Annotated in this window: 17 protein-coding genes; 13 read left to right on the forward strand and 4 right to left on the reverse strand. The window is 71.1% G+C overall.

Annotated elements, in window-relative coordinates:
- The first annotated feature begins 197 nt into the window (after nt 1–197).
- The 3 genes from acnA to IE251_RS28465 all read left to right on the forward strand — a co-directional run bounded on the left by acnA (nt 198) and on the right by IE251_RS28465 (nt 4,945).
- Nucleotides 198–2,915, forward strand: a complete 2,718-nt coding sequence (gene acnA, locus IE251_RS28455; protein WP_307784894.1) for an aconitate hydratase AcnA — start codon at nt 198–200, stop codon at nt 2,913–2,915.
- A 475-nt stretch (nt 2,916–3,390) separates the two neighbouring features.
- The gene (locus IE251_RS28460; RefSeq protein WP_189755854.1) at nt 3,391–4,302 is read left to right on the forward strand and encodes an NADP-dependent oxidoreductase; all 912 of its coding nucleotides are present in this window, start codon (nt 3,391–3,393) and stop codon (nt 4,300–4,302) included.
- Between the two features lie 55 nt (nt 4,303–4,357).
- Nucleotides 4,358–4,945 carry an NADPH-dependent FMN reductase gene (locus tag IE251_RS28465; RefSeq protein WP_189755855.1) on the forward strand — a complete coding sequence of 196 codons (588 nt, stop codon included), beginning with the start codon at nt 4,358–4,360 and terminating at the stop codon, nt 4,943–4,945.
- A gap of 38 nt (nt 4,946–4,983) precedes the next feature.
- Here the strand turns inward: IE251_RS28465 and IE251_RS28470 are convergent, their stop codons facing one another.
- From IE251_RS28470 to IE251_RS28480, 3 genes are all read right to left on the reverse strand, one after another.
- Nucleotides 4,984–5,997: an alpha/beta hydrolase gene (locus tag IE251_RS28470; RefSeq protein ID WP_189755856.1), complete on the reverse strand. Its 1,014-nt coding sequence runs from the start codon at nt 5,995–5,997 to the stop codon at nt 4,984–4,986.
- A gap of 87 nt (nt 5,998–6,084) precedes the next feature.
- Nucleotides 6,085–7,080: a dTDP-glucose 4,6-dehydratase gene (gene rfbB / locus IE251_RS28475; RefSeq protein ID WP_189755857.1), complete on the reverse strand. Its 996-nt coding sequence runs from the start codon at nt 7,078–7,080 to the stop codon at nt 6,085–6,087.
- Nucleotides 7,081–7,271: 191 nt separating this feature from the next.
- Nucleotides 7,272–11,075, reverse strand: a complete 3,804-nt coding sequence (locus IE251_RS28480) for a GH92 family glycosyl hydrolase (protein ID WP_189755858.1) — start codon at nt 11,073–11,075, stop codon at nt 7,272–7,274.
- A gap of 341 nt (nt 11,076–11,416) precedes the next feature.
- On the opposite strand from IE251_RS28480, the gene ngcE reads away from it, so the two are divergent.
- From ngcE to IE251_RS28530, 10 genes are all read left to right on the forward strand, one after another.
- Complete coding sequence (ngcE, locus tag IE251_RS28485) at nt 11,417–12,862, forward strand: N-acetylglucosamine/diacetylchitobiose ABC transporter substrate-binding protein (protein WP_189755859.1); 1,446 nt, start codon at nt 11,417–11,419, stop codon at nt 12,860–12,862.
- Nucleotides 12,863–12,891: 29 nt separating this feature from the next.
- Nucleotides 12,892–13,818: a carbohydrate ABC transporter permease gene (locus IE251_RS28490; RefSeq protein WP_189755860.1), complete on the forward strand. Its 927-nt coding sequence runs from the start codon at nt 12,892–12,894 to the stop codon at nt 13,816–13,818.
- Nucleotides 13,819–13,822: 4 nt separating this feature from the next.
- A complete protein-coding gene (locus tag IE251_RS28495) occupies nt 13,823–14,752 on the forward strand; it encodes a carbohydrate ABC transporter permease (protein ID WP_189755861.1) in 930 nt (309 codons plus the stop codon).
- Between the two features lie 206 nt (nt 14,753–14,958).
- Entirely contained in the window at nt 14,959–16,158 is a 1,200-nt protein-coding gene (locus IE251_RS28500) for an ROK family transcriptional regulator (RefSeq protein ID WP_030606849.1), read from the forward strand.
- Between the two features lie 133 nt (nt 16,159–16,291).
- Entirely contained in the window at nt 16,292–17,401 is a 1,110-nt protein-coding gene (locus IE251_RS28505) for a substrate-binding domain-containing protein (protein ID WP_189755966.1), read from the forward strand.
- A 198-nt stretch (nt 17,402–17,599) separates the two neighbouring features.
- Nucleotides 17,600–18,400, forward strand: a complete 801-nt coding sequence (locus IE251_RS28510; protein ID WP_189755862.1) for an ATP-binding cassette domain-containing protein — start codon at nt 17,600–17,602, stop codon at nt 18,398–18,400.
- On the forward strand, nt 18,397–19,710 hold the full coding sequence (locus tag IE251_RS28515; RefSeq protein WP_189755863.1) for a sugar ABC transporter permease: 1,314 nt from the start codon (nt 18,397–18,399) through the stop codon (nt 19,708–19,710). The genes IE251_RS28510 and IE251_RS28515 overlap by 4 nt, the downstream gene beginning before the upstream one ends.
- A gap of 156 nt (nt 19,711–19,866) precedes the next feature.
- Nucleotides 19,867–21,786 carry a 1-deoxy-D-xylulose-5-phosphate synthase gene (dxs, locus tag IE251_RS28520; RefSeq protein WP_189755864.1) on the forward strand — a complete coding sequence of 640 codons (1,920 nt, stop codon included), beginning with the start codon at nt 19,867–19,869 and terminating at the stop codon, nt 21,784–21,786.
- A gap of 141 nt (nt 21,787–21,927) precedes the next feature.
- Nucleotides 21,928–23,439 (forward strand): amino acid permease, encoded by a 1,512-nt coding sequence (locus tag IE251_RS28525; RefSeq protein ID WP_189755865.1) that lies wholly within the window; start codon nt 21,928–21,930, stop codon nt 23,437–23,439.
- A gap of 70 nt (nt 23,440–23,509) precedes the next feature.
- A complete protein-coding gene (locus IE251_RS28530; protein ID WP_189755866.1) occupies nt 23,510–24,979 on the forward strand; it encodes a glycosyltransferase family 39 protein in 1,470 nt (489 codons plus the stop codon).
- 623 nt (nt 24,980–25,602) lie between these two features.
- Here IE251_RS28530 and IE251_RS28535 read toward each other — a convergent pair.
- The gene (locus IE251_RS28535) at nt 25,603–25,995 is read right to left on the reverse strand and encodes a PIN domain-containing protein (RefSeq protein ID WP_189755867.1); all 393 of its coding nucleotides are present in this window, start codon (nt 25,993–25,995) and stop codon (nt 25,603–25,605) included.
- Nucleotides 25,996–26,027 lie beyond the last annotated feature (32 nt).

The following is a 26,027-nucleotide window of genomic DNA, read 5'->3' on the forward strand; positions in this document are numbered from 1 at the left end:
GCCGGAGAGCGTGTGCGGACATGACCCAGCCGCGCCCATGTACTAGTGTTATCTCGACATCGAGATATCTGCCGAGGCGCACCGCGGTCGCCACACTGGTAAGGCATGCCTAACTTAGCCTGACCTTACTGGTTCGGCCAAGCCGGCGTGGCGGCACGATTGACGGTGGTACGCGCACATCAATGAAGGAGACTGTCGTGTCGGCGAACAGCTTCGACGCCCGCAGCACGCTGCAGGTGGGCGGCGAGTCGTACGAGATCTTCCGGCTGGACAAGGTGGAGGGCTCGGCCCGGCTGCCGTACAGCCTCAAGGTCCTGCTGGAGAACCTGCTCCGCACGGAGGACGGCGCGAACATCACCGCCGATCACATCCGCGCCCTCGGCGACTGGGACTCCCAGGCCCAGCCCAGCCAGGAGATCCAGTTCACGCCGGCCCGCGTGATCATGCAGGACTTCACCGGCGTCCCCTGCGTCGTGGACCTCGCCACGATGCGCGAGGCCGTGAAGGAGCTGGGCGGCGACCCGGCGAAGATCAACCCGCTGGCGCCGGCCGAGCTGGTCATCGACCACTCCGTCATCGCCGACAAGTTCGGCACCACCGACGCCTTCAAGCAGAACGTCGAGCTGGAGTACGGCCGCAACAAGGAGCGCTACCAGTTCCTGCGCTGGGGCCAGACCGCCTTCGACGAGTTCAAGGTCGTCCCGCCGGGCACCGGCATCGTCCACCAGGTGAACATCGAGCACCTGGCCCGTGTCGTCATGGTCCGCGACGGCAAGGCCTACCCCGACACCCTGGTCGGCACCGACTCGCACACCACCATGGTCAACGGCCTCGGCGTCCTCGGCTGGGGCGTCGGCGGCATCGAGGCCGAGGCCGCCATGCTCGGCCAGCCGGTCTCCATGCTCATCCCGCGCGTCGTCGGCTTCAAGCTCACCGGCGAGCTGAGCCCCGGCACCACCGCCACCGACCTCGTGCTCACCATCACCGAGATGCTCCGCAAGCACGGTGTGGTCGGCAAGTTCGTCGAGTTCTACGGCGAGGGTGTGGCCGCCACCTCCCTGGCCAACCGCGCCACCATCGGCAACATGTCGCCGGAGTTCGGCTCCACCGCCGCCATCTTCCCGATCGACGGCGAGACCCTGAACTACCTGCGCCTGACCGGCCGTTCCGAGCAGCAGGTCGCCCTGGTCGAGGCGTACGCCAAGGAGCAGGGCCTCTGGCTGGACCCGGCCGCCGAGCCCGACTTCTCCGAGAAGCTTGAGCTGGACCTCTCCACGGTCGTCCCCTCCATCGCCGGCCCGAAGCGCCCGCAGGACCGCATCGTCCTGGCCAACGCCGCCGAGCAGTTCAAGCAGGACGTCCGCAACTACGTGGACGTCGTGGACGAGGCGGGCCAGGAGTCCTTCCCGGCCTCCGACGCCCCGGCCGTCGCCCCGAACGGCGCCCCGAGCAACCCGGTCCAGGTGACCGCCCCCGACGGCACCACCTACGAGCTGGACCACGGTGCGGTGACGGTCGCGGCCATCACCTCCTGCACCAACACCTCCAACCCGTACGTCATGGTCGCCGCCGCCCTGGTGGCCAAGAAGGCGGTCGAGAAGGGCCTGACCCGCAAGCCGTGGGTGAAGTCCACCCTGGCCCCGGGCTCCAAGGTCGTCACCGACTACTTCGACAAGGCCGGCCTCACGCCGTACCTGGACAAGCTCGGCTTCAACCTGGTCGGCTACGGCTGCACCACCTGCATCGGCAACTCCGGCCCGCTGCCGGAGGAGGTCTCCAAGGCCGTCAACGACCACGACCTCGCCGTCACCTCGGTCCTGTCCGGCAACCGCAACTTCGAGGGCCGGATCAACCCCGACGTCAAGATGAACTACCTGGCGTCCCCGCCGCTGGTCGTCGCCTACGCCATCGCCGGCTCCATGAAGCTGGACATCACCCGCGAGGCCCTGGGCACCGACCAGGACGGCAACCCGGTCTACCTGAAGGACATCTGGCCCTCCGAGGCCGAGGTGAACGACGTCGTCGCCAACGCCATCGGCGAGGACATGTTCTCCAAGTCCTACAGCGACGTCTTCGCCGGCGACGCCCAGTGGCAGTCGCTGCCGATCCCGACCGGCGACACCTTCGAGTGGGACGCGGAGTCCACCTACGTCCGCAAGCCCCCGTACTTCGAGGGCATGACCATGGACCCGGCCCCGGTCGAGGACATCGCCGACGCCCGCGTCCTGGCCAAGCTGGGCGACTCGGTCACCACCGACCACATCTCCCCGGCCGGTGCCATCAAGGCCGACACCCCCGCCGGCAAGTACCTCACCGAGCACGGTGTCGAGCGGCGTGACTTCAACTCCTACGGCTCCCGCCGGGGCAACCACGAGGTCATGATCCGCGGCACGTTCGCCAACATCCGCCTGCGCAACCAGATCGCGCCGGGCACCGAGGGCGGCTACACCCGGGACTTCACGCAGGACGGCGGGCCGGTCTCCTTCATCTACGACGCCTCGCAGAACTACCAGGCCGCCGGCATCCCGCTGGTCGTCCTGGCGGGCAAGGAGTACGGCTCCGGCTCGTCCCGCGACTGGGCGGCCAAGGGCACCGCGCTGCTCGGCGTGAAGGCCGTCATCGCCGAGTCCTACGAGCGCATCCACCGCTCCAACCTCATCGGCATGGGCGTCCTGCCGCTGCAGTTCCCGGAGGGTGCCTCCGCCGAGTCCCTCGGTCTGACCGGCGAGGAGACCTTCTCCATCTCCGGCGTCACGGAGCTGAACGAGGGCCGCACCCCGCGCACGGTGAAGGTCACCACCGACACCGGTGTGGAGTTCGACGCGGTCGTCCGCATCGACACCCCCGGTGAGGCCGACTACTACCGCAACGGCGGCATCATGCAGTACGTGCTGCGCAACCTGATCCGCAAGTAAGCGGCAGGGCACAGCGGTTCGGCGGCACAGGGCCGCGTCCCCGGCACCCGGGGGCGCGGCCCTTCGCCGTCCCGCTCCGGGCGGACCCGGTGGCCGAGGGCACCGGGTCCGCGAGCCGGGCAGGCGAGGGGGGCGGGGCCTGCCCGGAGAGGGGGGTCGGGGCGGGCGGCCGATGTGACCGCCGAGTCTCGCGACATCGTTGTCATCGGCCGTGTCCCGACTGTACCGCCGCCACCGCCGACCCCGTCAACCCGCTTTCCTAGCCCGTCCGGGTGATACCGGCGCGCGCCTACCGGAGCGTACGCGGGCCTCTGTGGTACCGGTGACACCCGATGTTGCCCCTGGGGCCGGTGTGACCCCGGTCGGCGCTTGACCTCAAGCGGACTTGAGCTTCTACGTTCGTCCTGTTGCCGGCGACGGCGAGCCGCAGGCCGCCGATCAGCCGAAGTGCCGTGCCGTCAGGAGGGGTTGAACGATGAAGGCTGTCGCGTTCCGCGCGTTCGGAGGGCCCGAGGTCCTGGAGCTGATGGAGCTGCCGACGCCCGAACCGGGACCGGGCGAGGTGCGGGTGAGGGTGAAGGCGGCCGGTACCCAGCCCGTCGACTGCGCGGTGCGCACCGGCTGGGTCCCGCCGGGCTTCACCGTCACCTTCCCGCACATCACCGGCGGCGACTTCGCCGGCGTGGTGGACGCGCTCGGCGAGGGCGTCACCGGATTCTCGGCCGGCGACGAGGTCCTGGGCTTCCGCACCCAGCTCACCTACGCGGAGTACCTCGTCGTCCCCGCGGACCAGATCGTGCCCAAGCCCGCCGCGCTGTCCTGGGAGGTCGCCGGCTGCCTGTCCGCCTCCGGCCAGACCGCCCACACCGCGATCGAGACCCTCGGCGTCGGCGAGGGCGAGACCGTGCTGATCAACGGCGCCGCCGGCGGGGTCGGCACCATCGCCGTGCAGCTCGCGGTGGCCCGGGGCGCCAAGGTGATCGCCACCGGCCGCGAGGAGAACCACGCCTACCTGCGCGGGCTGGGCGCCGTACCGGTCGCCTACGGCGCGGGCCTGATCGACCGGGTCCGCGCGGCGGCGCCCGAGGGCGTGGACGCCGCCCTGGACACGGCGAGCGTCGAGGGCCTGCGGGTCGCGGCCGAACTCGTCAAGGACAAGGACCGGGTCGGCACCATCTTCGCCCACGAGGACTACGAAGAGCTGGGCGTGCGCTGGATCCGCAGCATGCGCTCGGCGCGGCGGCTCGCCGAACTGGCCGGACTGGTCGCCGACGGCGCGCTCACCGTGCACATCCGCAAGACCCTGCCGCTGGCCCGGGCCGCCGAGGCGCACCGCGAGCTGGAGACCGGCCACGGCCGCGGAAAGATCGTCCTGCTCATCGGCTGAGCGCCGCCCGCTTCATCGCTCTCCCATTCCTTCCACCCTTGCGAGGAGACCTCTCATGTCCACGGCCCCGCTCAAGATCGGCGTCATCATCGGCAGCGTGCGCACCGGCCGGTTCGCCGACAAGGTCGCCCAGTGGTTCCTCTCCGAGATCGGCCGGCGCGATGACATGGACGTCCATGTCATCGACCTCTCCGAGCCGGCGCTCGTGGCGGAGCTGAAACTCACCCTGGACACCACCGAACCGGGGGAGGGCACCCTCAGCCTGGCCCAGCGCATCGGCGGACTGGACGGGTACGTCGTCCTCACGCCCGAGTACAACCACGGCTACCCGGCCTCGCTGAAGCTCGCCATCGACTACGTGTACCGCGAGTGGCGGGCCAAGCCCGTCGGCTTCGTCTCCTACGGCGGCATGGCCGGCGGCCAGCGGGCCGTGGAGCAGCTGCGCCAGGTCTTCGCCGAGCTGCACGCCGTCACCCTGCGCGACACCGTCAGCTTCCACATGGCGTGGAGCCAGTTCGACGAGGAGGGCCGCCCCAAGGACGCCGACGGCGTCGGCAAGGCCGCCTCCGTGCTGCTCGACCAGCTCGCCTGGTGGGGCCTGACGCTCCGTGAGGGCCGTGCCGCCCGCCCCTACGACGGCTGATCCGGGGGCACCGGGTGGCCCGGCGGGCGGGGCCGCCGTCAGTCGGCGCGCGGACGGGTGGGCGGCGCCGCCGCGTGGGCCAGCAGGCACTCCTCCAGGAAGGCCAGGGCCCGCAGGTGGTAGGTGCGGGCGGCCCAGCCGAGGCTGATGTTGTGCCCGGCGTCGGGCAGCCGGTCCACCACCGCGCGCGGTGCGGCGAGCGGCGCCAGCAGGGCCCGCACGGCCTCCTCGTCGGTGCGCCACCACTGTTCCTGCTCGGCGAAGGTGAAGCGGACCGGCACCCGCACCCGGGCCGCCAGCTCCGGGTACATCCGGGGCCACGCCAGGGTCTCGCCGGCCTCCGTCGCCGGCACCGGCGCCACCAGCCGCTGCCCCTCCCGGAAGGCCTCCGGCGGGTACAGCCGCAGCTGCCCCCAGTGCCGCCGCCAGGCCCCGGGCGCGCCGGCGCCGGGCAACTGGTCGGGCGTCACGGCGAAGGCGCTGCCCAGCCCGGACAGGTCCAGCCCGATCAGCGGGGCCGGCAGGGCGTCGGCCGCCGCGGTGGACAGCGCGAGCCGGCCGCCGCCGGAGTGGGCGAGCAGGAAGAACCCGGCGCCGACGGGCCATCGTCCGGCGAAGTCCGCCAGGGCAGAGCCGAGCGTGGCGGTCTGCCCGGCCAGATCCTGTCCGTCCGGCAGTACGGCGGCCGAGGCGCCGTAGCCCGGCCGGTCGAGCGCCAGCACAGTGCAGCCGAGCCGGCTGCCCAGCTCCAGCAGCGACAGGCCCGGCCGCGCCCGGTTGTCGAAGTAACCGGCCCGCATGCCGCTGCCGTGCAGGGCGAGCACCACGGCCCGGGGCGCCCGCCCCGCCCCGGGTTCGGCGAGCAGCCCCGACAGCCGTACTCCGTCGCCGCCGTCGAGCGTCAGCTCCCGGGGGCCGGGCGGGTCGTCCGGCGGGGTGGGCGCGGGGGAGTCCGGACGGGTGAGCCCTGGCGACGATACGGCCTGCACCGGGGTACCTCCTGTGGTGGGCGGCGGGGTGACGAGCGGTGCGGTGACGAATGCTGCGGACATGCCTTTCTACCAAGCCGCCCCCGTGATCGCGGCCGCATCCGGCGCCGGTGCGGCGCGGGCGGCCGTACGGCTGACACGGCCCGAGGCTCAGCGGGCGTCGCCGTCCGCCGGGTGCCGGGCGGAGCGGACGGCCTTCCACCAGCCGGGGTGGTCGCGGTACCAGGCGACGACGTCGGCGAGCCCCTGCTCGAACGGGATCCGCGGGGCGTAGCCCAGCTCCTCGCGGATCTTGCTGTCGTCCAGGGCGTAGCGCAGGTCGTGCCCCTTGCGGTCGGGCACGTGCCGGACCCGCGACCAGTCGGCGCCGCACAGCGCGAGCAGCCGTTCGGTGACCTCGCGGTTGGTGCGTGCGTCGCCGCCGCCGACGTTGTAGACCTCGCCCGGCCGGCCCCGGTCGAGCACCAGCGCGACGGCCCGGCAGTGGTCGTCGACGTGCAGCCACTCGCGCACGTTGCGCCCGTCGCCGTAGAGCGGCAGCGGCAGGCCCTCCAGCAGGTTGGTCACGAACAGCGGGATCAACTTCTCGGGGTGCTGGTAGGGGCCGTAGTTGTTCGAGCAGCGGGTGATCGACACGTTCAGGCCGTGTGTGCGGTGACAGGCGCGGACGATCAGGTCCGAGGACGCCTTGGAGGCGGCGTAGGGCGAGTTGGGCAGCAGCGGGTGGTCCTCCGTCCAGGAGCCCTCGGCTATGGAGCCGTAGACCTCGTCGGTGGAGACGTGGACGAACCGCCCGGTGCCGGCCGCGAGACAGGCGTCCAGCAGCGTCTGGGTGCCGGCCACGTTGGTGCGCACGAACTCCGACGCCGACCGGACCGACCGGTCCACGTGCGACTCCGCGGCGAAGTGCACCACCGCGTCGTGCCCGGGCAGGATCCGGTCCAGCAGCTCCCGGTCGCAGATGTCACCGCGCACGAAGTCCAGCCGGGGGTGCGCCGCGGGCAGGCTGTCCCGGTGACCGGCGTAGGTGAGCTTGTCGAGGACGGTCACCCGGGACGTCTCGTGGCCGGGGTAGCCGCCGTCGAGCAGCGTGCGCACGAAGTGCGAGCCGATGAACCCGGCTCCGCCGGTGACCAGCAGCCTCATGCCGTCGCCTCCCGGGCGGTGCGGGCGGGGGTGCGTGGTGTCATCGGTGCTCCTGTGGCAGGGGGTCCTGCCTCGCAGTATGCGCGGCCACCGGTCCCACAGGCGAAGGGGCCCCCGCCCCGCGCGACACCGGCCCGCCGGAAGAGCCGCGATGCTCCTCCGGCGGGCCGGCCGCCGTACCCGGTGTGCGCTCAGGCCAGCAGCTCCACCTCCGCCAGGGTCGACTCGCCGTCCAGGACCAGGCGGTAGCGGCTGTACGTGCCCGGCGCGGCGATGGTGAAGGCGCGGGTCTGGCGGTCCCAGGCGAACGTCTCACCGGTGCGGTGGTCCAGGGTCCGCCACGTCGTGCCGTCGGCGGAACCCTGGAGGGTCCAGCCGGACGGCGCGGTGGTGTGGTCGGCCCCCGAGGTCAGCGTGTACCGGACGGGCCGTACGGCGCCCCGGGCCGGCAGGTCGGCGGAGGCGAGCGTCGCGCTCGTCGCCGAGGTGTCGTCGAAGAGCGCCCCCGCGCCCTTCAGCACGTCCGCGCGCGGCTCGGGCACCTGGTCGCCCCGGGTGATCGAGACCGGCGCCGCGTTCTCGCCCGTGCCCCAGGCCGACGGCTCCGGGCCCATGGCGAAGTCCAGCACCCCGCCCTTGGCCAGCAGCGAGTGGGGGAGCGAAGTCGACGTCCAAGGGCGGCCGTCGACCTTGAGCCCCTGCACATAGACGTTCTTCGCGCTGTTGCGCGGGGCCCGCACCACCAGGTCCCGGCCGTTCTCCAGGTGCACGGTCGCCTTCTTGAACAGCGGGGAGCCGATGGCGTACTCGCCGCTGCCCATCACCAGCGGGTAGAAGCCGAGCGCGGAGAACAGGTACCAGGCGGACTGCTCGCCGTTGTCCTCGTCGCCGTGGTAGCCCTGCCCGATCTCGCTGCCGGTGTACAGCCGGGACAGCGCCTCGCGCACGTACGCCTGCGTCTTCCACGGCTGGCCGGCCGCGTCGTACATGTACAGGACGTGGTGCGCGACCTGGTTGGAGTGGCCGTACATGCCCATCCGGACGTCCCGGGCCTCGGTCATCTCGTGGATGACACCGCCGTAGGAGCCCACGTAGTCCGGGGAGGCGGTCTCCGGGGTGGCGAAGTAGGTGTCGAGCTTGTCGGCGAGGCCCTGCCGGCCGCCGTACAGGTTGGCCAGGCCCCGGCTGTCCTGCGGGACGGTGAAGGCGTAGCCCCAGCCGTTGGTCTCGGTGTAGTCGTAGCCCCACACCCGCGGGTCGTACTTCGCGGAGTCCACGCGCCAGCCGCCCTTGGCGTCCCGGCCCTGGAAGAAGCCCGCCCCGCTGTCGAACAGCTTCACGTAGTCGCGGGCGCGGTCGAGGAAGTACCGCGACTCCTCCTGATAGCGCCTCTCGCCCGTCTTCCTGTACAGCGCCTCGCCCATCTTCGCGATGCCGTAGTCGTTGACGTAGCCCTCCATCGCCCAGGACAGACCCTCGTGGGTGTCGGTCGGGGTGTAGCCGAGGAAGGGGGAGGTGGCCATGCCCTTGCGGCCCACGCCCGGCGCGGGCGGGACGACGGTGGCGTTCTTCACGGCCGCCTCGTACGCCGCCCTCGCGTCGAACTGCACGCCCTTGACGTAGGCGTCGGCGAAGGCCACGTCCGAGGAGGTGCCGGTCATCAGGTCCGCGTAGCCCGGGGAGGACCAGCGGGAGGTCCAGCCGCCGTCCTTGTACTGCTGCACGAACCCGTCGACCAGTTCCCCGGCCCGGGTGGGCGTCAGGAACGAGTAGGCGGGCCAGGTGGTGCGGTAGGTGTCCCAGAAGCCGTTGTTGACGTACACCTTGCCGTCGACGATCTTCGCGCCGGTGTGCGTGGGGGTGTCCGGGCCCGGCATGGGGGAGAACGGGGAGGCGTAGCGGTCCTCGCCGTCCACCTTCTCGAAGCCGGAGTTGGGGTACAGGTACAGCCGGTACAGACCGGAGTAGAGCGTGGTCAGCTGGTCCTCGCTCGCGCCCTCCACCTCGACCTTGCCGAGCAGTTCGTCCCAGGCGTGCCGGGCGCGCGCCTTCACGGTGTCGAACGACGTGCCCTCGGGGATCTCCTGGCGCAGGTTCTCCCGCGCCTGGTCGACGCCGATCAGCGAGGTCGAAAGGCGCAGGGTGACGGTGCGGTCGGCGCCCGCGGCGAACCGCAGACGGCCCTTCACCCCGCTCGCCGCGCCGTCCGTCACCGGCTTGTCGAACTCGCCGTACACGAACAGCCGGGTGGCGCCCGTGGACAGGCCCGACTTCACGTCCGAGTAGCCGGTGACCCGCCCGTGCTCCTTGTCGAGGGTCAGCCCGGCCTGCTCGGTGACGTTGTCGAACAGCACGCTCGCGTCGTCGCCGGGGTAGGTGAAGCGCAGCACGGCCGCGTGGTCGGTCGGCGTCATCTCGGCCTTGAGACCGTTTTCGAACCGGACCCCGTAGTAGTAGGGCCGCGCGGTCTCGTTCTCGTGCCGGAAGGCCAGTGCGCGTGCCTCGCGGCCGGTGTCCGGGGTGCCGGCCGCGGCCGACGGCATCACCTGGAAGGTCTGCCGGTCGCCCATCCACGGGCTCGGCTCATGGCTCGCGCTGAACGCCTGGATCGTCGGCAGGTTGTCCGCGTTGTTCGCGCGCGCGTACTCGTACAGCCAGCTCAGCGAGGACGCGTTGGTCACCGGCGTCCAGAAGTTGAAGCCGTGCGGCACGGCGGTCGCCGGGAAGGTGTTGCCGCGCGAGAAGCTGCCGCTGGAGTGGGTGCCGCGGGTGGTCAGCGCGTAGTCCGCCAGGTGTGCCTTCGGCCTGGCCGGTGCGACCGGCTTCAGGGACACGTCGTCCAGCCAGCCGCGGAACTTCGCCGGGCCGCCCGGGGAGTCGTAGGCCACCAGGATCCGGTCGACGGTCTTCCCGGCCGCCACCGATCCGATCCGCGCGGTCACGTTGTTCCACTGGTTGACGTACAGCGCCTTCGCCGCGCCCTGCCCGCGCGGGGAGAGCGGGAAGCCGTGCTGGTCCAGGGCGCCCAGGTCGCTGAGGTAGGTGCCGTCGGTGAAGGCCAGGTCGACGGAGACGTGGGTGGCGTCGTAGTCGCGGTCGCCGTCGGCCATCGACGGGAAGATCCGGTAGGCCAGTTCGGTGTCGCGGCCGACCCGCACGTTCACGTCGAAGACCTTGTTGGAGGAGTGGGCGCGGCCGTCCGCGGTGTGCCGGCCGGCGTAGCGCAGGGCCCGCTTTCCGGTGAACCCGGCCCGCGCCTTGGCGGTCGGGGAGCCGCTGGGCCCCTTGTCCACCAGGGTCAGCATGTCCTGTGGCACCGGCCCGCCGCCGCCTCCGGTGGCGAACTGCACATCGGCGAGCTGGAGGATGTCCGGGGCGCCGTTGTTGCGCGTCACCTCCAGCCGGAAGTGCTGGTAGACGGCCGGTTCGGCCAGGTCGTACGACTTGGTCAGATACCGCTCGGAGAAGGCCTCGCCCGAGCGGGTGTCGAGCGTCGTCCAGTGCGTGCCGTCGGCGGAGCCCTTCAGGGTCCAGTCCCTCGGGTCGCGCTCGGCGTAGTCGTTGGCCGAGGTGAGCGCGTACGTCCGCAGGCTCACCGGCTTGTCCAGGTCGAACTCCGCCCAGCCGGACGGCTCGAAGGTCAGCCACTTGGTGCCGGGCTCGCCGTCGGCCAGGTTCTCCTTGACCTCGCCGGCGCCCGCGTTCTCGCCGCCGGCCCGGACCTCGGTGACATGGTCGGTCACATTGCCCGGGATGCCGGTGCTGTAGCCGCCGTCGACGCCCGCCGCCCGCTTGCTCCCGTCCGGGCCGGTGTCCACGGTGTTCAGCCAGTCCGGCGCCGGCTCGCCCGCCTCGAACGAGGACGCGAACTCCCGGTCGGGCACCGCGGGCCGGGCCGGCAGGGCGACCGCCGCGCCCTGTGCGCCGACGGCCATGACAAAGGCGGCCGTGAGGACGGCCGCCGGACCCCATCTGTGCCGAGTTCTCCGCTGCATCTACGGATTTCCCCTCCTGCGCCCCTTCGGACAACGTTGTCAGCTGCGGGCGCAGGAACCAGTAGGTGGTCAAGTGGCCCGTGATGTCAAGGGTGTTGACCGTGGCATTCAGGGAGTAATGTCGCGAATTTTTCCTGCGCGGCACGTGTCGCGGGCTCATATTTTCCGGCAGGTCTCAACTCGGAAAAGACCGATGGGGAACCCTGCACTCGATCTTGTCCGCCGGGGTCAAGTGGACTATACCTGTCGGCATTTCCCGCACGACCCTGCACGACCCGACCAGCGGTGCCGGCAAGGATCCGGTTCACCGCCTGAGTCCTGGAGAAGGCGAGGACTTGAGCATGGGATCCACTGCGCACCACCGTGCCGAAGGTGTCGGCCGCCGCGATCTGATCAAGCGCTCGGCGGCGCTCGGTCTGATCGCCACGCCGGGGATGGGCCTGCTGTCCGCCTGCGCCAGCAGCGGCGGCGACGGACAGGACAAAGCCGAGCAGGGCAAGAAGACCGCCAAGAACCCGCTCGGTGTCAATGACACCGCCGGGCTGGAATTCGTCCTCTTCGACGGCGGCTTCGGCAAGGAGTACGCCGAGGACGCGGTGAAGATCTACGAACACGACTTCCCCAAGGCCAAGGTGAGGTTCGCGGCCACCCAGAAGATCCAGTCCACCCTCCAGCCCCGCTTCAACCAGGGCACCCCGCCGGACCTCATCGACAACTCCGGCGCCGAACAGATGGACATGGGCGTCCTCGTCGGCAAGAACCAGCTCGCCGACCTCACCGCGCTGCTGGACGCGCCGTCGTACGACGACCCCCGGAAGAAGGTCCGCGACACACTGCGCCCCGGCATCGTGGAGATGGGCCAGTTCGACGGCGACCCGGTCTGGATCCTGTACTACGCCTACACGGTCTACGGCGTCTGGTACTCGCAGAAGGCCCTGGACTCGCTGGACGCGGCGTACCCGGAGACCTGGGACGACATGCTCGCGCTGTGCGCCAAGGCCAAGAAGAGGGGCATCGCGGGCTGGACCTACGCGGGCAAGTACCCGTACTACATCCCCTTCTCGCTGTACCCGATGATCGGCAAGGTCGGCGGGCGCGAGGTGCTCGACGCCATCGACAACCTGGAGCCGAACGCCTGGAAGCACCCCGCGGTCAAGGCGTGCTTCGAGGCCTACTACGAGCTGTACAAGAAGGGCTACATCCTCCAGGGCACCCCGGGCCTGGACCACATCCAGTCGCAGACCGCGTGGGCCAAGGGCAAGGCGCTGTTCCTGCCGAACGGCTCCTGGGTGGAGAACGAATCGGCCAACGTCATCCCGCCCGACTTCGGCCTCGCCGTCTCCGCGCCCTCCGGCCTCGACGCCTCCGACAAGCTGCCGTTCGGCACCATCTGGGCCTCCGGCGGCGAGCCCTTCATCGTCCCGGCCAAGGCGAAGAACGCCGAGGGCGGCATGGAGCAGCTGCGCATCATGCTCTCCGAGGCGTCCTCGAAGAACTTCACCGCCAAGGTGAAGTCGCTGACCGCGTTCAACGGCGGCACCTCCGGCATCACCCTCACCCCGGGCCTGAAGTCGGGTGTGGCGGCGCTGGAGAAGGCCGGGAGCAACGTGGTGAATCCCCGGCTGCAGGACTGGTACGTGCAGTTGCAGAAGGAGAAGATCGGGGTGTCCGGCCTCGGCGAGATGATGGCCGGCCGGCTCACCCCCGCCGAGGCGATCAAGAAGATCCAGTCGTTCGCCGACGAGGCGGCCAAGGACTCCTCCATCAAGCACTACAAGCACCAGTAATCCGGCACCCTGACAGCACCGGAGTGGCGATGCGGCACGGCAAATACCGGTTCATCGTGGGGTTTCTGGCACTGCCCCTGGGACTGTACGCGCTCTTCGTGGTGTGGCCGTTCATCCAGTCCGTCTACTACTCGTTCACGGACTGGACGGGCCTCAGCCCCGATTTCAAGATGGTCGGGTTCGACAACTACGAAAGGATGCTCGACGACGGCATCTTCTGGAAGTCGTTGCGGCACAGTCTCCTGTTCGCTCTGGTGCTGCCGGTGGTGACGCTCGCCCTGGCGCTGTTCTTCGCCTTCATGATCAATGTGGGCGGCCGGCGGAGGAAGGGCGGCCCCGCCATTTCCGGGGTGCGGGGCTCGGCCTTCTACAAAATCGTCTATTTCTTCCCGCAGGTCCTGTCGATCGCGATCGTCTCGCTGCTGTTCGCCTTCGCGTACAACCCGGACAGCGGAGCGATCAACTCGCTGCTGCGCGGCATCGGCCTCGACGGCGTGCAGCCGCTGTGGCTGGGCGATCCGGACCTGGCCCTGTGGTGTGTGATGGCGGTGCTCGTGTGGTCCACGGTCGGCTTCTTCGTGGTCCTGTTCTCCGCGGGCATGGCCTCGATCCCGGCCGAGCTGTACGAGGCGGCGCTGCTGGACGGCGCGAACCGGGCCACCACGTTCTTCCGCGTCACCCTGCCGCTGCTGTGGGACACCGTGCAGTCCGGCTGGGTCTACCTGGGCATCCTCGCCCTCGGCGCGGAGTCGTTCGCGGTCGTGCAGATCATGACGACCGGACCGGGCGGACCGGACTACTCGACCACCGTGATGGTCCTGTACGTGTACCAGAAGGCGTTCCGGGACGGTCAGGCCGCGTACGCCACCACCATCGGCGTCGCCCTGCTGGTCGTCACGCTCGCGTTCGCGGCGATCGTGATGCGGCTGGGCCGTCGCGAGCGGCTGGAGTTCTGAACCGATGAAGACGACCGAGACCCCCGCCCCGCCGCCGGCCGAGTCCGGCGCCACGGTCCACAAGACGGACCGGCACCCGGCCGCGCGCCGGCCCTCCGGCCGGCAGCGGGAGGGGACCGTCCTCAACGTCTTCTCCCACGGCGTCCTCGTGATCTGGGCGATCATGGTGGTCATGCCGTTGGTGTGGGCGGTGATGACCTCCTTCAAGGACGACGGCTCCATCTTCGGCTCGCCCTGGTCCCTGCCGGACCGGCTGCACTTCGACAACTGGGCCCGGGCCTGGACCGACGCCCATATGAGCGACTACTTCCTGAACACCGTCCTGGTGGTCGGCGGCTCGCTCGTCGGCACCCTGGTGCTCGGCTCGATGGCGGCCTATGTGCTGGCCCGGTTCGACTTCCCGGGCAACCGCTTCGTCTACTACCTGTTCGTCGGCGGCATGAGCTTCCCGGTCATGCTCGCGCTGGTCCCGCTGTTCTACGTCGTGAACAACATGGGCCTGCTGAACACGATCCACGGCCTGATCCTGGTCTACATCGCCTACTCGCTGCCGTTCACGGTGTTCTTCCTCACGGCGTTCTTCCGCACCCTGCCCACATCGGTGGCGGAGGCGGCCTTCGTGGACGGCGCTTCGCACACGCGTACGTTCTTCCAGGTCATGCTGCCCATGGCCAAGCCCGGCCTGATCAGCGTGGGCATCTTCAACTTCCTCGGCCAGTGGAACCAGTACATGCTGCCCACGGTCCTGAACACCGACCCGGACAAGAAGGTGCTCACCCAGGGACTCGTCCAGCTCGCGGTCAGCCAGGGCTACAAGGGCGACTGGTCCGGTCTGTTCGCGGGCCTGGTCATGGCGATGCTGCCGGTGCTCGCGGCGTACATCGTCTTCCAGCGGCAGGTGGTGCAGGGACTGACCGCGGGGGCGCTGAAGTAACCCCGGCCGGCGGGCGGGGCCACACCCCGTGATTGCTCGTGCGCACACCGTCCCGGCGGATCCGGGGCGGTGTGCGCCGCCGTGCCCGGGTACCCGGAAACGGTTCAACCTCTTGACGTGAGTCGCCCCGAACGGCTCAGCTTAGAGTTCACTAGTTGGACATACACGGGGCCTCGCCGAAGCGGCCCCGCGCTCAGGAGGTCGTCGTGGAGACTCCAGGGTCGCAGTCGTCACTGCACCGGGCCAACCTGGAGCGGGTGGTCCGGGCCGTACGACTGGCCGGGTCCCTCACCCAGGCGGAGATCGCGCGGACGACCGGGCTGTCCGCGGCCACCGTCTCCAATATCGTGCGGGAACTGAAGGACGGCGGAACCGTCGAGGTCACCCCCACGTCGGCGGGCGGGCGGCGGGCCCGCAGCGTCAGCCTGAGCGGGGACGCCGGCATCGTGATCGGGGTCGACTTCGGGCACACCCATCTGCGGGTCGCGGTCGGCAACCTCGCCCACCAGGTGCTCGCCGAGGAGGCCGAGCCGCTGGACGTCGACGCCTCCGCCGACCAGGGCTTCGACCGGGCCGAACAGCTGGTCAACCGCCTCGTCGCGGCGACCGGCGTGGACCGGACCAAGGTGGCCGGCGTCGGCCTCGGCGTGCCCGGCCCGATCGACGTCGAGTCCGGCACCCTCGGCTCCACCGCGATCCTGCCCGGCTGGGGCGGCACCAAGCCCGCCGAGGAGCTGCGCGAGCGGCTCGGCGTACCCGTGCACGTGGACAACGACGCCAACCTCGGCGCCCTCGGCGAACTGGTCTGGGGCAGCGGCAAGGGCGTGCGCGACCTGGCCTACATCAAGGTCGCCAGCGGTGTCGGCGCCGGTCTGGTGATCGACGGCAAGATCTACCGGGGCCCGGGCGGCACGGCCGGCGAGATCGGGCACATCACCCTGGACGAGTCCGGACCGGTCTGCCGCTGCGGCAACCGCGGCTGTCTGGAGACCTTCGCGGCGGCGCGCTATGTGCTCCCGCTGCTCCAGCCCAGCCACGGCCCCGACCTGACCATGGAGGGCATCGTCCGGCTGGCCAGGGACGGCGACCCGGGCTGCCGCCGGGTGATCGCCGACGTCGGCCGCCACATCGGCAGCGGAGTGGCCAACCTCTGCAATCTGCTGAACCCGAGCCGGGTGGTCCTCGGCGGCGACCTCGCCGAGGCCGGGGAGCTGGTGCTCGGGCCGATCAGGGAGTCCGTCGGCCGCTACGCCATCCCCAGCGCCGCCCGTCAACTGTCCGTTCTCCCCGGGGCACTTGGCGGCCGGGCCGAGGTCCTCGGCGCGCTCGCCCTCGCCCTCAGCGAGATGGGTGATTCCACCCTTTTGGACGGAGCCCTGCAGGTCACGGCGCCTGCCTTCACTTAGAGAACGGATGGCACCGTTGCCATCTCGTTAAGGATTTACTTCTTGACGTCGCACGTGTGGCCGAGTTGACTTCCAGCCACCTCGGCCGCAACGACGCGGCCTCGTCAGGGAGGTTTCTCAAGTGAACGCACGTATGCGTCGTGCCGCCGTTGCCGTTGCCGCCGGTGCGATGGCCGTCTCGCTGGCCGCCTGTGGCAGCGCCAAGGAGTCGAAGGGCAACGACGACTCTTCCTCCGCTTCGTCCGTCAAGAAGGGCGACGACATCACGGTCGGTCTGCTCCTTCCGGAGAACAAGACCGCGCGGTACGAGAAGTTCGACCGCCCGCTGATCGAGAAGAAGATCGGCGAGCTGACCAACGGCAAGGCCAAGGTCGAGTACAACAACGCCCGCCAGGACGCGAACCTTCAGGCCCAGCAGGTCGACACGATGATCACCAACAAGGTGGACGTCCTGATCATCGACGCGGTGGACGCCAAGGCCATCCAGAACTCCGTCAAGAAGGCCGTGGACCAGGGCATCAAGGTCGTCGCCTACGACCGCCTCGCCGAGGGCCCGATCAGCGCCTACACCTCCTTCGACAACGTCCAGGTCGGCAAGACCCAGGGCGAGGCCCTGCTGAAGGCGCTGGGCGGCAAGGCCACCAAGTCCTCCAAGATCGTCATGATCAACGGCTCGGTGACCGACCCCAACGCCAAGCAGTTCAAGGACGGCGCGCACTCCGTCCTCGACGGCAAGGTCACCATCGCCAAGGAGTACGACACCAAGGAGTGGGCGCCGGACAACGCCAACTCCGAGATGGAGGCGGCGATCTCCGCCGTCGGCAAGAAGGACATCGCGGGCGTCTACTCCGCCAACGACGGCATGGCCGGCGGTATCATCACCGCCCTGAAGGCCGCGGGCCTGAAGGTCCCGGTCACCGGCCAGGACGCCGAGCTGGCCGGTGTGCAGCGCATCGTCACCGGCGACCAGTACATGAGCGTGTACAAGTCGTACCCGCAGGAGGCGGAGACCGCCGCCCAGATGGCCGTCGCGCTCGCCAAGGGCGAGAGCCTGGACTCCATCGCCAAGGACAAGGTCTCCAGCGCCAGCGCCAAGGACGTCCCGTCCGTGCTGGTCCCGGTCGTGTCCCTCACGCAGGACAACATCAAGGACACCGTGATCAAGGACGGCATCTACACCGTCGACGAGATCTGCTCCGGCAAGTACAAGGCCGCCTGCGACAAGCTCGGCCTGAACAAGTAAGCGGCACCCGGTCCCTTCCCGGCCGCCGGGCGTTCGACCCTTGAACGCCCGCGGCGCGGACGACGACCGGCCGCCTCCTCGCTCCTCCGGCGCCCCGGCGCATTCACACAGCCCCGCAAGCTCGGCCCGGGGCGCCGGACGGAACTCCCTCCCCCCAAACTTCTGCACAACCTCCCGCCGGGTCAGGCGGCGAAGGAGATGGTTCACGTGTCCGCTACGCCCGTGCTGGCGTTGCGCGGGGTCTCCAAGCGGTTCGGTGCCGTTCAGGCGCTCACCGACGTAGAGCTCGAGATCCACGCCGGTGAGGTGGTCGCCCTGGTCGGCGACAACGGCGCCGGAAAGTCCACGCTGGTCAAGACGATCGCCGGCGTCCACCCCATCGACGAGGGTGCCATCGAATGGGATGGCAAGCCCGTGTCGATCAGCAAGCCGCACGACGCCCAGGCACTGGGCATCGCGACGGTCTACCAGGACCTCGCGCTGTGCGACAACATCGATGTCGTCGGCAACCTCTTCCTCGGCCGTGAGCTGAGGAAGTGGGGCGTGCTGGACGAGGTCGAGATGGAGCGCCGCGCCCGCGAGCTGCTCACCACGCTGTCGATCCGCATCCCCAGCGTCCGCATCCCGATCGCCTCGCTCTCCGGCGGTCAGCGCCAGACCGTGGCCATCGCCCGTTCCATGCTCGGCGACCCCAAGCTGGTCATCCTGGACGAGCCCACCGCCGCCCTCGGCGTCGAGCAGACCGCCCAGGTGCTCGACCTGGTCGAGCGGCTGCGCGAGCGCGGCCACGCCGTCATCCTCATCAGCCACAACATGGCGGACGTGAAGGCGGTGGCCGACAAGGTCGCCGTCCTGCGCCTCGGCCGCAACAACGGCGTCTTCGAGGTCAAGACGACCTCGCAGGAGGAGATCATCTCCGCCATCACCGGCGCCACCGACAATGCCGTGACCCGCCGTGCCGCGCGCACGTCCAGCGCGAACGGGGAGGCTTCCCAGTGAGCATCGACAAGACCTCCGCCACCGACCCCGGCAAGACGTCCGCACAGGACGCGACCCCGGTCGAGAACCCCGAGGCCGCCGCGGCCGCGGTCACCGCCGTCGACCCGCGCCTGCTGGTGCAGGAAGAGGGCCTGCTCGGCTACTGGAACGAGTTCAAGCGCAAGATGAAGGCCGGCGAGCTGGGCTCCCTGCCGGTCATCGTGGGCCTGGCGATCATCTGCGTGATCTTCCAGGTGCTGAACTCCAACTTCCTGTCCGCGCAGAACATCAACGACGTGACGATCACGATGGTCGGCACGGGCATGATCTCCGTCGGCATCGTCTTCGTGCTGCTGCTCGGCGAGATCGACCTCTCGGTGGGCTCGGTCAGCGGCGCGGCCAGCGCCCTGATGGCCGTCCTCGCGGTCAACCAGGGCTGGCCCGAGTGGGCCGCCGTCCTCCTCGCCATCGCCGCCGGCCTCGCCATCGGCGCGCTGCACGGCTTCTTCTTCGCGGTGCTCGGCGCCCCCGCCTTCGCCGTCACACTGGCCGGCCTGCTGTTCTGGCTCGGCTTCATGCTGAAGGTGCTGGGCGAGGACGGCACGATCAACCTGGACGGCGAGGGACTGGTCGCCAAGCTGACCACGTACTACTTCTCCGACATCGCCGCCGCCTACGGGCTCGCCGTGGTCGTGGTCGCGGTGTTCTTCGTCACCTCCTTCCTCGGCAACCGGCGCCGGGAGGCCGCGGGCATCCCCGCCCGGCCGCTGAGCGACACGGTGCTGCGCACGGTGCTGCTGGCCGTCGTCGCCTTCGCCGCCGCCTACATGTACAACCAGTACAAGGGCCTGCCGCTGGCCACGGTGATCTTCCTGGTGTTCCTGGTCGCCACGGACTTCCTGCTGCGGCGCACCGCCTACGGGCGCAAGATCTTCGCGCTCGGCGGCAGCGTCGAGGCGTCCCGGCGCGCGGGCATCAACGTCACGGCGGTGCGGATCTCCGTCTTCGCGATCTCCGGCGGGTTCGCCGCGATCGGCGGCCTGTTCCTGGCCTCGAAGATCGCCTCGGCCAACCAGAGCGCCGGCACCGGCGACCTGCTGATGAACGCCATCGCCGCGGCCGTCATCGGCGGCACCTCGCTCTTCGGCGGGCGCGGCCGGACCTGGAACGCCCTGCTGGGTGTGCTGGTGATCGTGTCCATCCAGTACGGTCTCCAGCTCCAGTCCATCGCGGAGCCGGTGAAGTACATGATCACCGCCGCCGTTCTGCTGACCACCGTCGTGATCGACTCCATCACGCGCAAGACGCAGAAGACCGCGGGCCGCGCCTAGCGCCCGCCCGCCCCAAGGGGCGCGGACGACCGCGTACCGGCCCGTCGTGGCCGGCTCCGCGGCCGACCGCGCCCCTTCGGGGTGCCCGTCGGGCCCGGCATTAGACTCGGGCGAGCCCGGCAACAGCTCGATCAGCTCTAGTTCAAGGAGGCACGGGTGCCGCTGCTGACCCGCATCAGGGGACCGCGCGATCTGGACCGGCTCAGCCTGGAGGAGCTGGACCAGCTGGCAGAGGAGATCCGTACCTTCCTCGTCGACGCTGTCTCCAAGACCGGCGGCCACCTCGGTCCGAACCTCGGTGTGGTGGAGCTGACCATCGCCCTGCACCGGGTCTTCCACTCGCCCGAGGACAAGGTGCTGTGGGACACCGGCCACCAGTCCTACGTGCACAAGCTGCTCACCGGCCGGCAGGACTTCTCCCGGCTGAAGATGAAGGGCGGGCTGTCCGGCTACCCGGCGCAGGCCGAGTCCGAGCACGACGTCATCGAGAACAGTCACGCCTCGACCGTGCTCGGCTGGGCCGACGGCATCGCCAAGGCCAACCAGCTGCGCCGGCGGGACGACCACGTGGTCGCCGTCATCGGTGACGGCGCGCTCACCGGCGGCATGGCCTGGGAGGCGCTGAACAACATCGCCGAGGCCAAGGACCGCCCGCTCGTCATCGTCGTCAACGACAACGAGCGCTCCTACGCCCCGACCATCGGCGGCCTCGCCAACCACCTGGCGACCCTGCGCACCACCGACGGCTACGAGCGCTTCCTCGCCCGGACCAAGGACATCCTCGACCGCACCCCGGTCGTCGGCAAGCCGCTGTACGAGACCCTGCACGGCGCCAAGAAGGGGCTGAAGGACTTCATCGCCCCGCAGGGCATGTTCGAGGACCTGGGCCTGAAGTACCTCGGCCCGATCGACGGCCACGACATCGAGGCGCTGGAGTCCGCGCTGGCCCGCGCCAAGCGGTTCGGCGGCCCGGTGATCGTGCACTGCCTCACCGAGAAGGGCCGCGGCTACCAGCCCGCCCTCCAGGACGAGGCCGACCGCTTCCACGCCGTCGGCAAGATCCACCCGGACACCGGGCTGCCGATCAGCTCCTCCGGCGCCGACTGGACCTCGGTCTTCGGCGAGGAGATGGTCAGGCTCGGCGAGGAACGCGAGGACATCGTCGCGATCACCGCCGCCATGCTCCAGCCGGTCGGCCTGGACAAGTTCGCCAAGCGCTTCCCCGACCGGGTCTACGACGTCGGGATCGCCGAGCAGCACGGCGCCGTCTCCGCGGCGGGCCTCGCCTACGGCGGGCTGCACCCGGTCTTCGCCGTGTACGCCACCTTCCTCAACCGCGCCTTCGACCAGGTCCTCATGGACGTGGCCCTGCACAAGTGCGGGGTGACCTTCGTGCTGGACCGGGCCGGGATCACCGGCACCGACGGCGCCTCGCACAACGGCATGTGGGACATGTCGATCCTCCAGGTGGTGCCCGGGCTGCGGCTGGCCGCGCCGCGCGACGCCGACCAGGTGCGGGCCCAGCTGCGCGAGGCCGTCGCCGTCGAGGACGCGCCGACCGTGGTCCGCTTCTCCAAGGGCGCAGTCGGTCCCGCCGTGCCCGCCGTGGGCCGGGTCGGCGGCATGGACGTACTGCGCGAGCCCGGCACGGACCGACCGGACGTCCTGCTGGTGTCCGTGGGCGCCCTCGCCCCGATGTGCCTGGAGATCGCCGCCCTGCTCGACAAGCAGGGCATCTCCACCACCGTGGTCGACCCGCGCTGGGTCAAGCCCGTGGACGAGGCCATGGCCCCGCTGGCCGAACGGCACCGGGTCGTCGTCACCGTCGAGGACAACAGCCGGGTCGGCGGCGTCGGCTCCGCGATCGCCCAGGCCCTGAGGGACGCGGGCGTGGACGTACCGCTGCGCGACTTCGGCATCCCGCCGCGCTTCCTCGACCACGCCTCCCGTGCCGAGGTCATGGCCGAGATCGGGCTGACCGCGCCGGACATCGCCCGCCAGGTCACCGGGCTGGTCGCCAAGCTCGACGGCCGGTTCGAGCGCCCGGCCGACGCCGTGGAGCCCGCGCGCGACTAGCGAGCGCCCCCGACAGGCCGGTCCCGCCACGTCCCCCGGTGGCGGAACCGGCCTGTTTGCGTGAACCTGCCTGTGCGGGTCAAACCCGTACCACCGGCCCTCTCGATCATGTCGAGGCCGGCAAGCGTGGGAGGTGGGTTCGTGAGCAGCACGCTGTTCCGGACGAAGAACGTCGAGCAGTCCATCCAGGACACCGAGGAACCCGAGCACGCGCTCAAGAAGTCACTGTCCGCCCTGGACCTGACCGTCTTCGGCGTCGGCGTCATCATCGGCACCGGCATCTTCGTCCTCACCGGCACGGCGGCGAAGAACACCGCCGGACCCGCGGTCTCGCTGTCCTTCGTCATAGCCGGTGCCGTCTGCGCGCTCGCCGCCCTCTGCTATGCCGAGTTCGCCTCCACGGTTCCGGTGGCGGGCTCCGCCTACACCTTCTCCTACGCCTCGCTCGGCGAACTCCCCGCCTGGATCATCGGCTGGGACCTGGTGCTGGAGCTGGCGCTCGGCACGGCGGTGGTCGCGGTCGGCTGGTCCGGCTACATCCACTCGCTGCTCGACAACTGGGGCTGGCACCTGCCCGAGGCGCTCGGCGGGCGGGACGGCGCCACCGGCTTCGGCTTCGACATCCTCGCCGCCGCCCTCGTGCTGCTGCTCACCGCCATCCTCGTCGTCGGCATGAAGGTGTCCGCGCGGGTCACCTCGGTGGTCGTCGGGATCAAGGTGGCCGTCGTCCTCGTCGTGATCGTCGCGGGCGCCTTCTTCGTCAAGGGCGCCAACTACGACCCGTTCATTCCCGCGGAGCAGCCCGCCGCGGCCGGCGGCAATCTCAAGGCCCCCCTGGTCCAGTTGATGTTCGGGTGGGCCCCCTCGCACTTCGGGGTCATGGGCATCTTCACCGCCGCCTCCGTGGTCTTCTTCGCCTTCATCGGCTTCGACGTCGTCGCCACCGCCGCCGAGGAGACCCGCAATCCGCAGCGCGACGTCCCGCGCGGCATCCTCGGCTCCCTGGTCATCTGCACCGCCCTGTACGTCGCCGTGTCGATCGTCGTCACCGGCATGCAGAAGTACAGCTCGCTGTCCGTGGAGGCGCCCCTCGCCGACGCGTTCAAGACCACCGGGCACCCCTGGTTCGCGGGCCTGATCAGCTTCGGCGCCGCGGTCGGCCTGACCACCGTGTGCATGATCCTGCTGCTCGGCCAGTCCCGGGTGTTCTTCGCGATGAGCCGCGACGGGCTGCTGCCCCGGTTCTTCTCCCAGACCCACCCGAGGTTCCGCACCCCCTACCGGTCGACCATCCTGCTCGGCGTCGTCATCGCGGTCGTGGCGGGCTTCACCAGCCTCAGCGAACTGGCCGAGCTGGTGAACATCGGCACCCTCTTCGCCTTCGCCATCGTGGCGCTCAGCGTGATCATCCTGCGCCGCACCCGCCCCGACCTGCCCCGCGCCTTCCGCACCCCGCTGGTCCCGCTGGTCCCGGTGCTGTCGGTGCTCGCCTCGCTGTGGCTGATGCTGAACCTGCCCGCGGAGACCTGGCTGCGGTTCGCGGTGTGGATGCTGATCGGTTTCGTCGTCTACTTCCTCTACGGCCGCTCGCACAGCCGGCTCGCCCTGCGCGGGCACACCCCGGCCGACGGGACCCCGCGCCCGCCGGCCTGACCCGGGCGACACTCCCGCCCCCGTATGTCCTTCGGCGCCCGGCGCCAGGCGTCCGGATAGCGTGCTGACCATGCTCGCCGCCCAGCTCGCCCCCGCCCGGACCACGCTCACCCGGACGGCGTACTGGACGCGGTTGCTGCCCCTGCTGACGGTGCTGGCCTGCGCCACCCGGATCCCCTCCTTCGTCCGCCCGCTGTGGAACCCCGACGAGGGCTACCTCGCCGTCGAGGCCCGGCTGCTCGCCCACGGCGGGCAGCTCTACGACACGGTGGTGGACCGCAAACCGCCGCTGCTGCCCTGGCTGTACGAGGCCGCGTTCGCGCTGTGCGGCTCCGGCTCCCTGACCCCCCTGCGGATCCTCGCCGTCCTCGCCCAGCTGCTCACCGCCGTGCTGCTGGCCTCCCTGGCCCGCCGCCACTGGGGCGACCCGGCGGGCCGCACCGCCGGGGTGCTGTATCTGCTGGTGTCGGTGGGGCTGAACCCGGAGGACGCGCAGGCCGCCGGCTTCGAGGTGTTCATACTGCCCTGGACGGCCGCCGCCGTGTGGTGCGCGGACCGGGGGCGCTGGGGCGCGGCCGGCACCGCCGTCGCGGCCGCGTTCCTGACCAAGCAGACCGGCGGTGCCGTCCTGCTGCCGGTGCTCTGGCTGCTGCACCGGCGCGGTGCCGTCCGGGCGGGCCTGCCCCGGCTCGCGGCCGGGTTCGCCGCCCCCGTGCTCGGCGCGGCGCTGCTGACGGACCCGGCCGGCTTCGTGTTCTGGACGGTGACCGGCTCCGCCGCCTACGCCGGCGTCTCCGGCTCCGCGCTCCACATCCTCGGCCGGGCCCTGGCCAACACCGCGCTCCTCGCGGCGGCCTCGGCGGGGCTGCTCCCGCCGATCGCGCGGGCCCTGCGCGGCTCCCGCGCCCGGGCGGCCGAGCCGTGGCTGTGGCTGTGGCTCGCCTCCTCGGCCGTCGCCGTGGCCGTCGGCTGCCACTTCTTCGGCCACTACTACCTGCAACTGATCCCGCCGCTCGCCCTGCTGGCCACCGCCGCGCTGCACACCCGCCCGGGGCAGCGGCGCCCGGCCGCCGTCGTCACCTCCTGCTGCGCCTGCGCCCTCTTCGTCGGCTGGGGCCTTGCCGCCCCGCGCCCCGAACTCGCGCACGCCGAGCGGCTGGCGGCGGCCCTCGCCCACCGCACGGCGCCCGGCGACCGGGTCCTGGTGTGGGGGATGCACCCCGAGACGTACTGGCTGGCCGGCCGCACCCCCGCCACCCGCTACCTCACCGCGGGGCTGCTCACCAACTACAGCGGCGGCCGGGACGGCTCCCGGGTCGGCGAGGCGTACGCCGTCCCCGGCGCCTGGCCCGTCTTCCGCCGCGAGCTGGCCGCGCACGCCCCCGCCCTGATCGCCGACGACTCCCGCGGCAAGCCGTACGCCCCCGCCCGCCTGCCCACCCTGCGCCGCCTGCTCGCGAGCGACTACACCGAGGTCGCCCGCGTCGACGGCGCGGTCCTGTACGCCCGCGCGACGGCGCGGCCGGACGCGGCACCGTAACGGGCACGGGACGTGACCCGAGGCGGGCCGGCCCCCGCGGGCCGCCGGGGCGGCTGTGGGCCCCGCTGGCGTGGTGCTTGCCGGTGGTCGGCCGGGGTCGCGGTCGGTGTGGCTGCACCCGGAACTGTGGCGGGTACGGGGGTGTGGTGTGTGGTGGTGTCGCTTCCGGCGGTCGGCCCCGGCGGGCCGTCGGGGTGGTTGTGGGTCCAGCCGGCCGTGCCCCCCCCGCGACGGGGTGCTTGCCGGTGGTAGGCCGGGGTCGCGGTTGGTGTGGGTGATCCCGGAACTGTGGCGGGTACGGGGGTGTGGTGTGTGGTGGGGTGGCTCCCGGCGGTCGGCCCTGGCGGGTCGTTGGGGTGGCTGTGGGTCCGGCCGGCCGTGCCCCCCCGCCGACGGGGTGCTTGCCGGTGGTCGGCCGGGGTCGCGGTCGGTGTGGCTGGCCCCGGAACTGTGGCGGGGACGGGGGTGTGGTGTGGCGGGGCGGCTCCCGGCGGTCGGTCCGCGGGGTGTGCCGTGGCGCTGCGGCTCCTGGCGCACGGGTCCCGCCGGCCGGGACTCCCGCCGGCGCGGGCCCCGGCGGCGGTGCCGCCCGGGTGGCCGGCCGGGGCCGCCGCCGGTGCGGCTCAGCCCAGGACCGTGCGCGGCCCCGCCACCCGCGCGCCCAGTTCCGTCACCCGGCGGCGCAGCTCGCGGTCGGCGGTCACCACCAGACGGGGGCGGCCGGGGCTGGCGGCGGCCAGCTCCACGACGTGGTCGTCCCCGCTGCCCGGCGCCGACTCCACCCGCACGCCCGGCACCGAGGCCACGCCCCGGGCCGCGCCCTCGACCACGAGCACGATCTCCACCGGCCCCGGGTGCCCGGGCAGGCCCTCGCCCGCGAGCCGGTCCCGCAGCCGCTCGGCCGCGCCCTTGCGGTCCTTCCACCAGCCGTCGGGCCGCGATCCGACGACGTTCGCGCCGTCCACGATGACGAGCGGCGGGGCGGGGGAGGACGGGGCGTCGAGGGGATCGGTCATACCGCAAGGGTCCCATGTCCCGAGCCGGGGGC

Source organism: Streptomyces eurythermus (genome assembly GCF_014649115.1).
GTDB classification, from domain to species: Bacteria; Actinomycetota; Actinomycetes; order Streptomycetales; family Streptomycetaceae; genus Streptomyces; species Streptomyces eurythermus.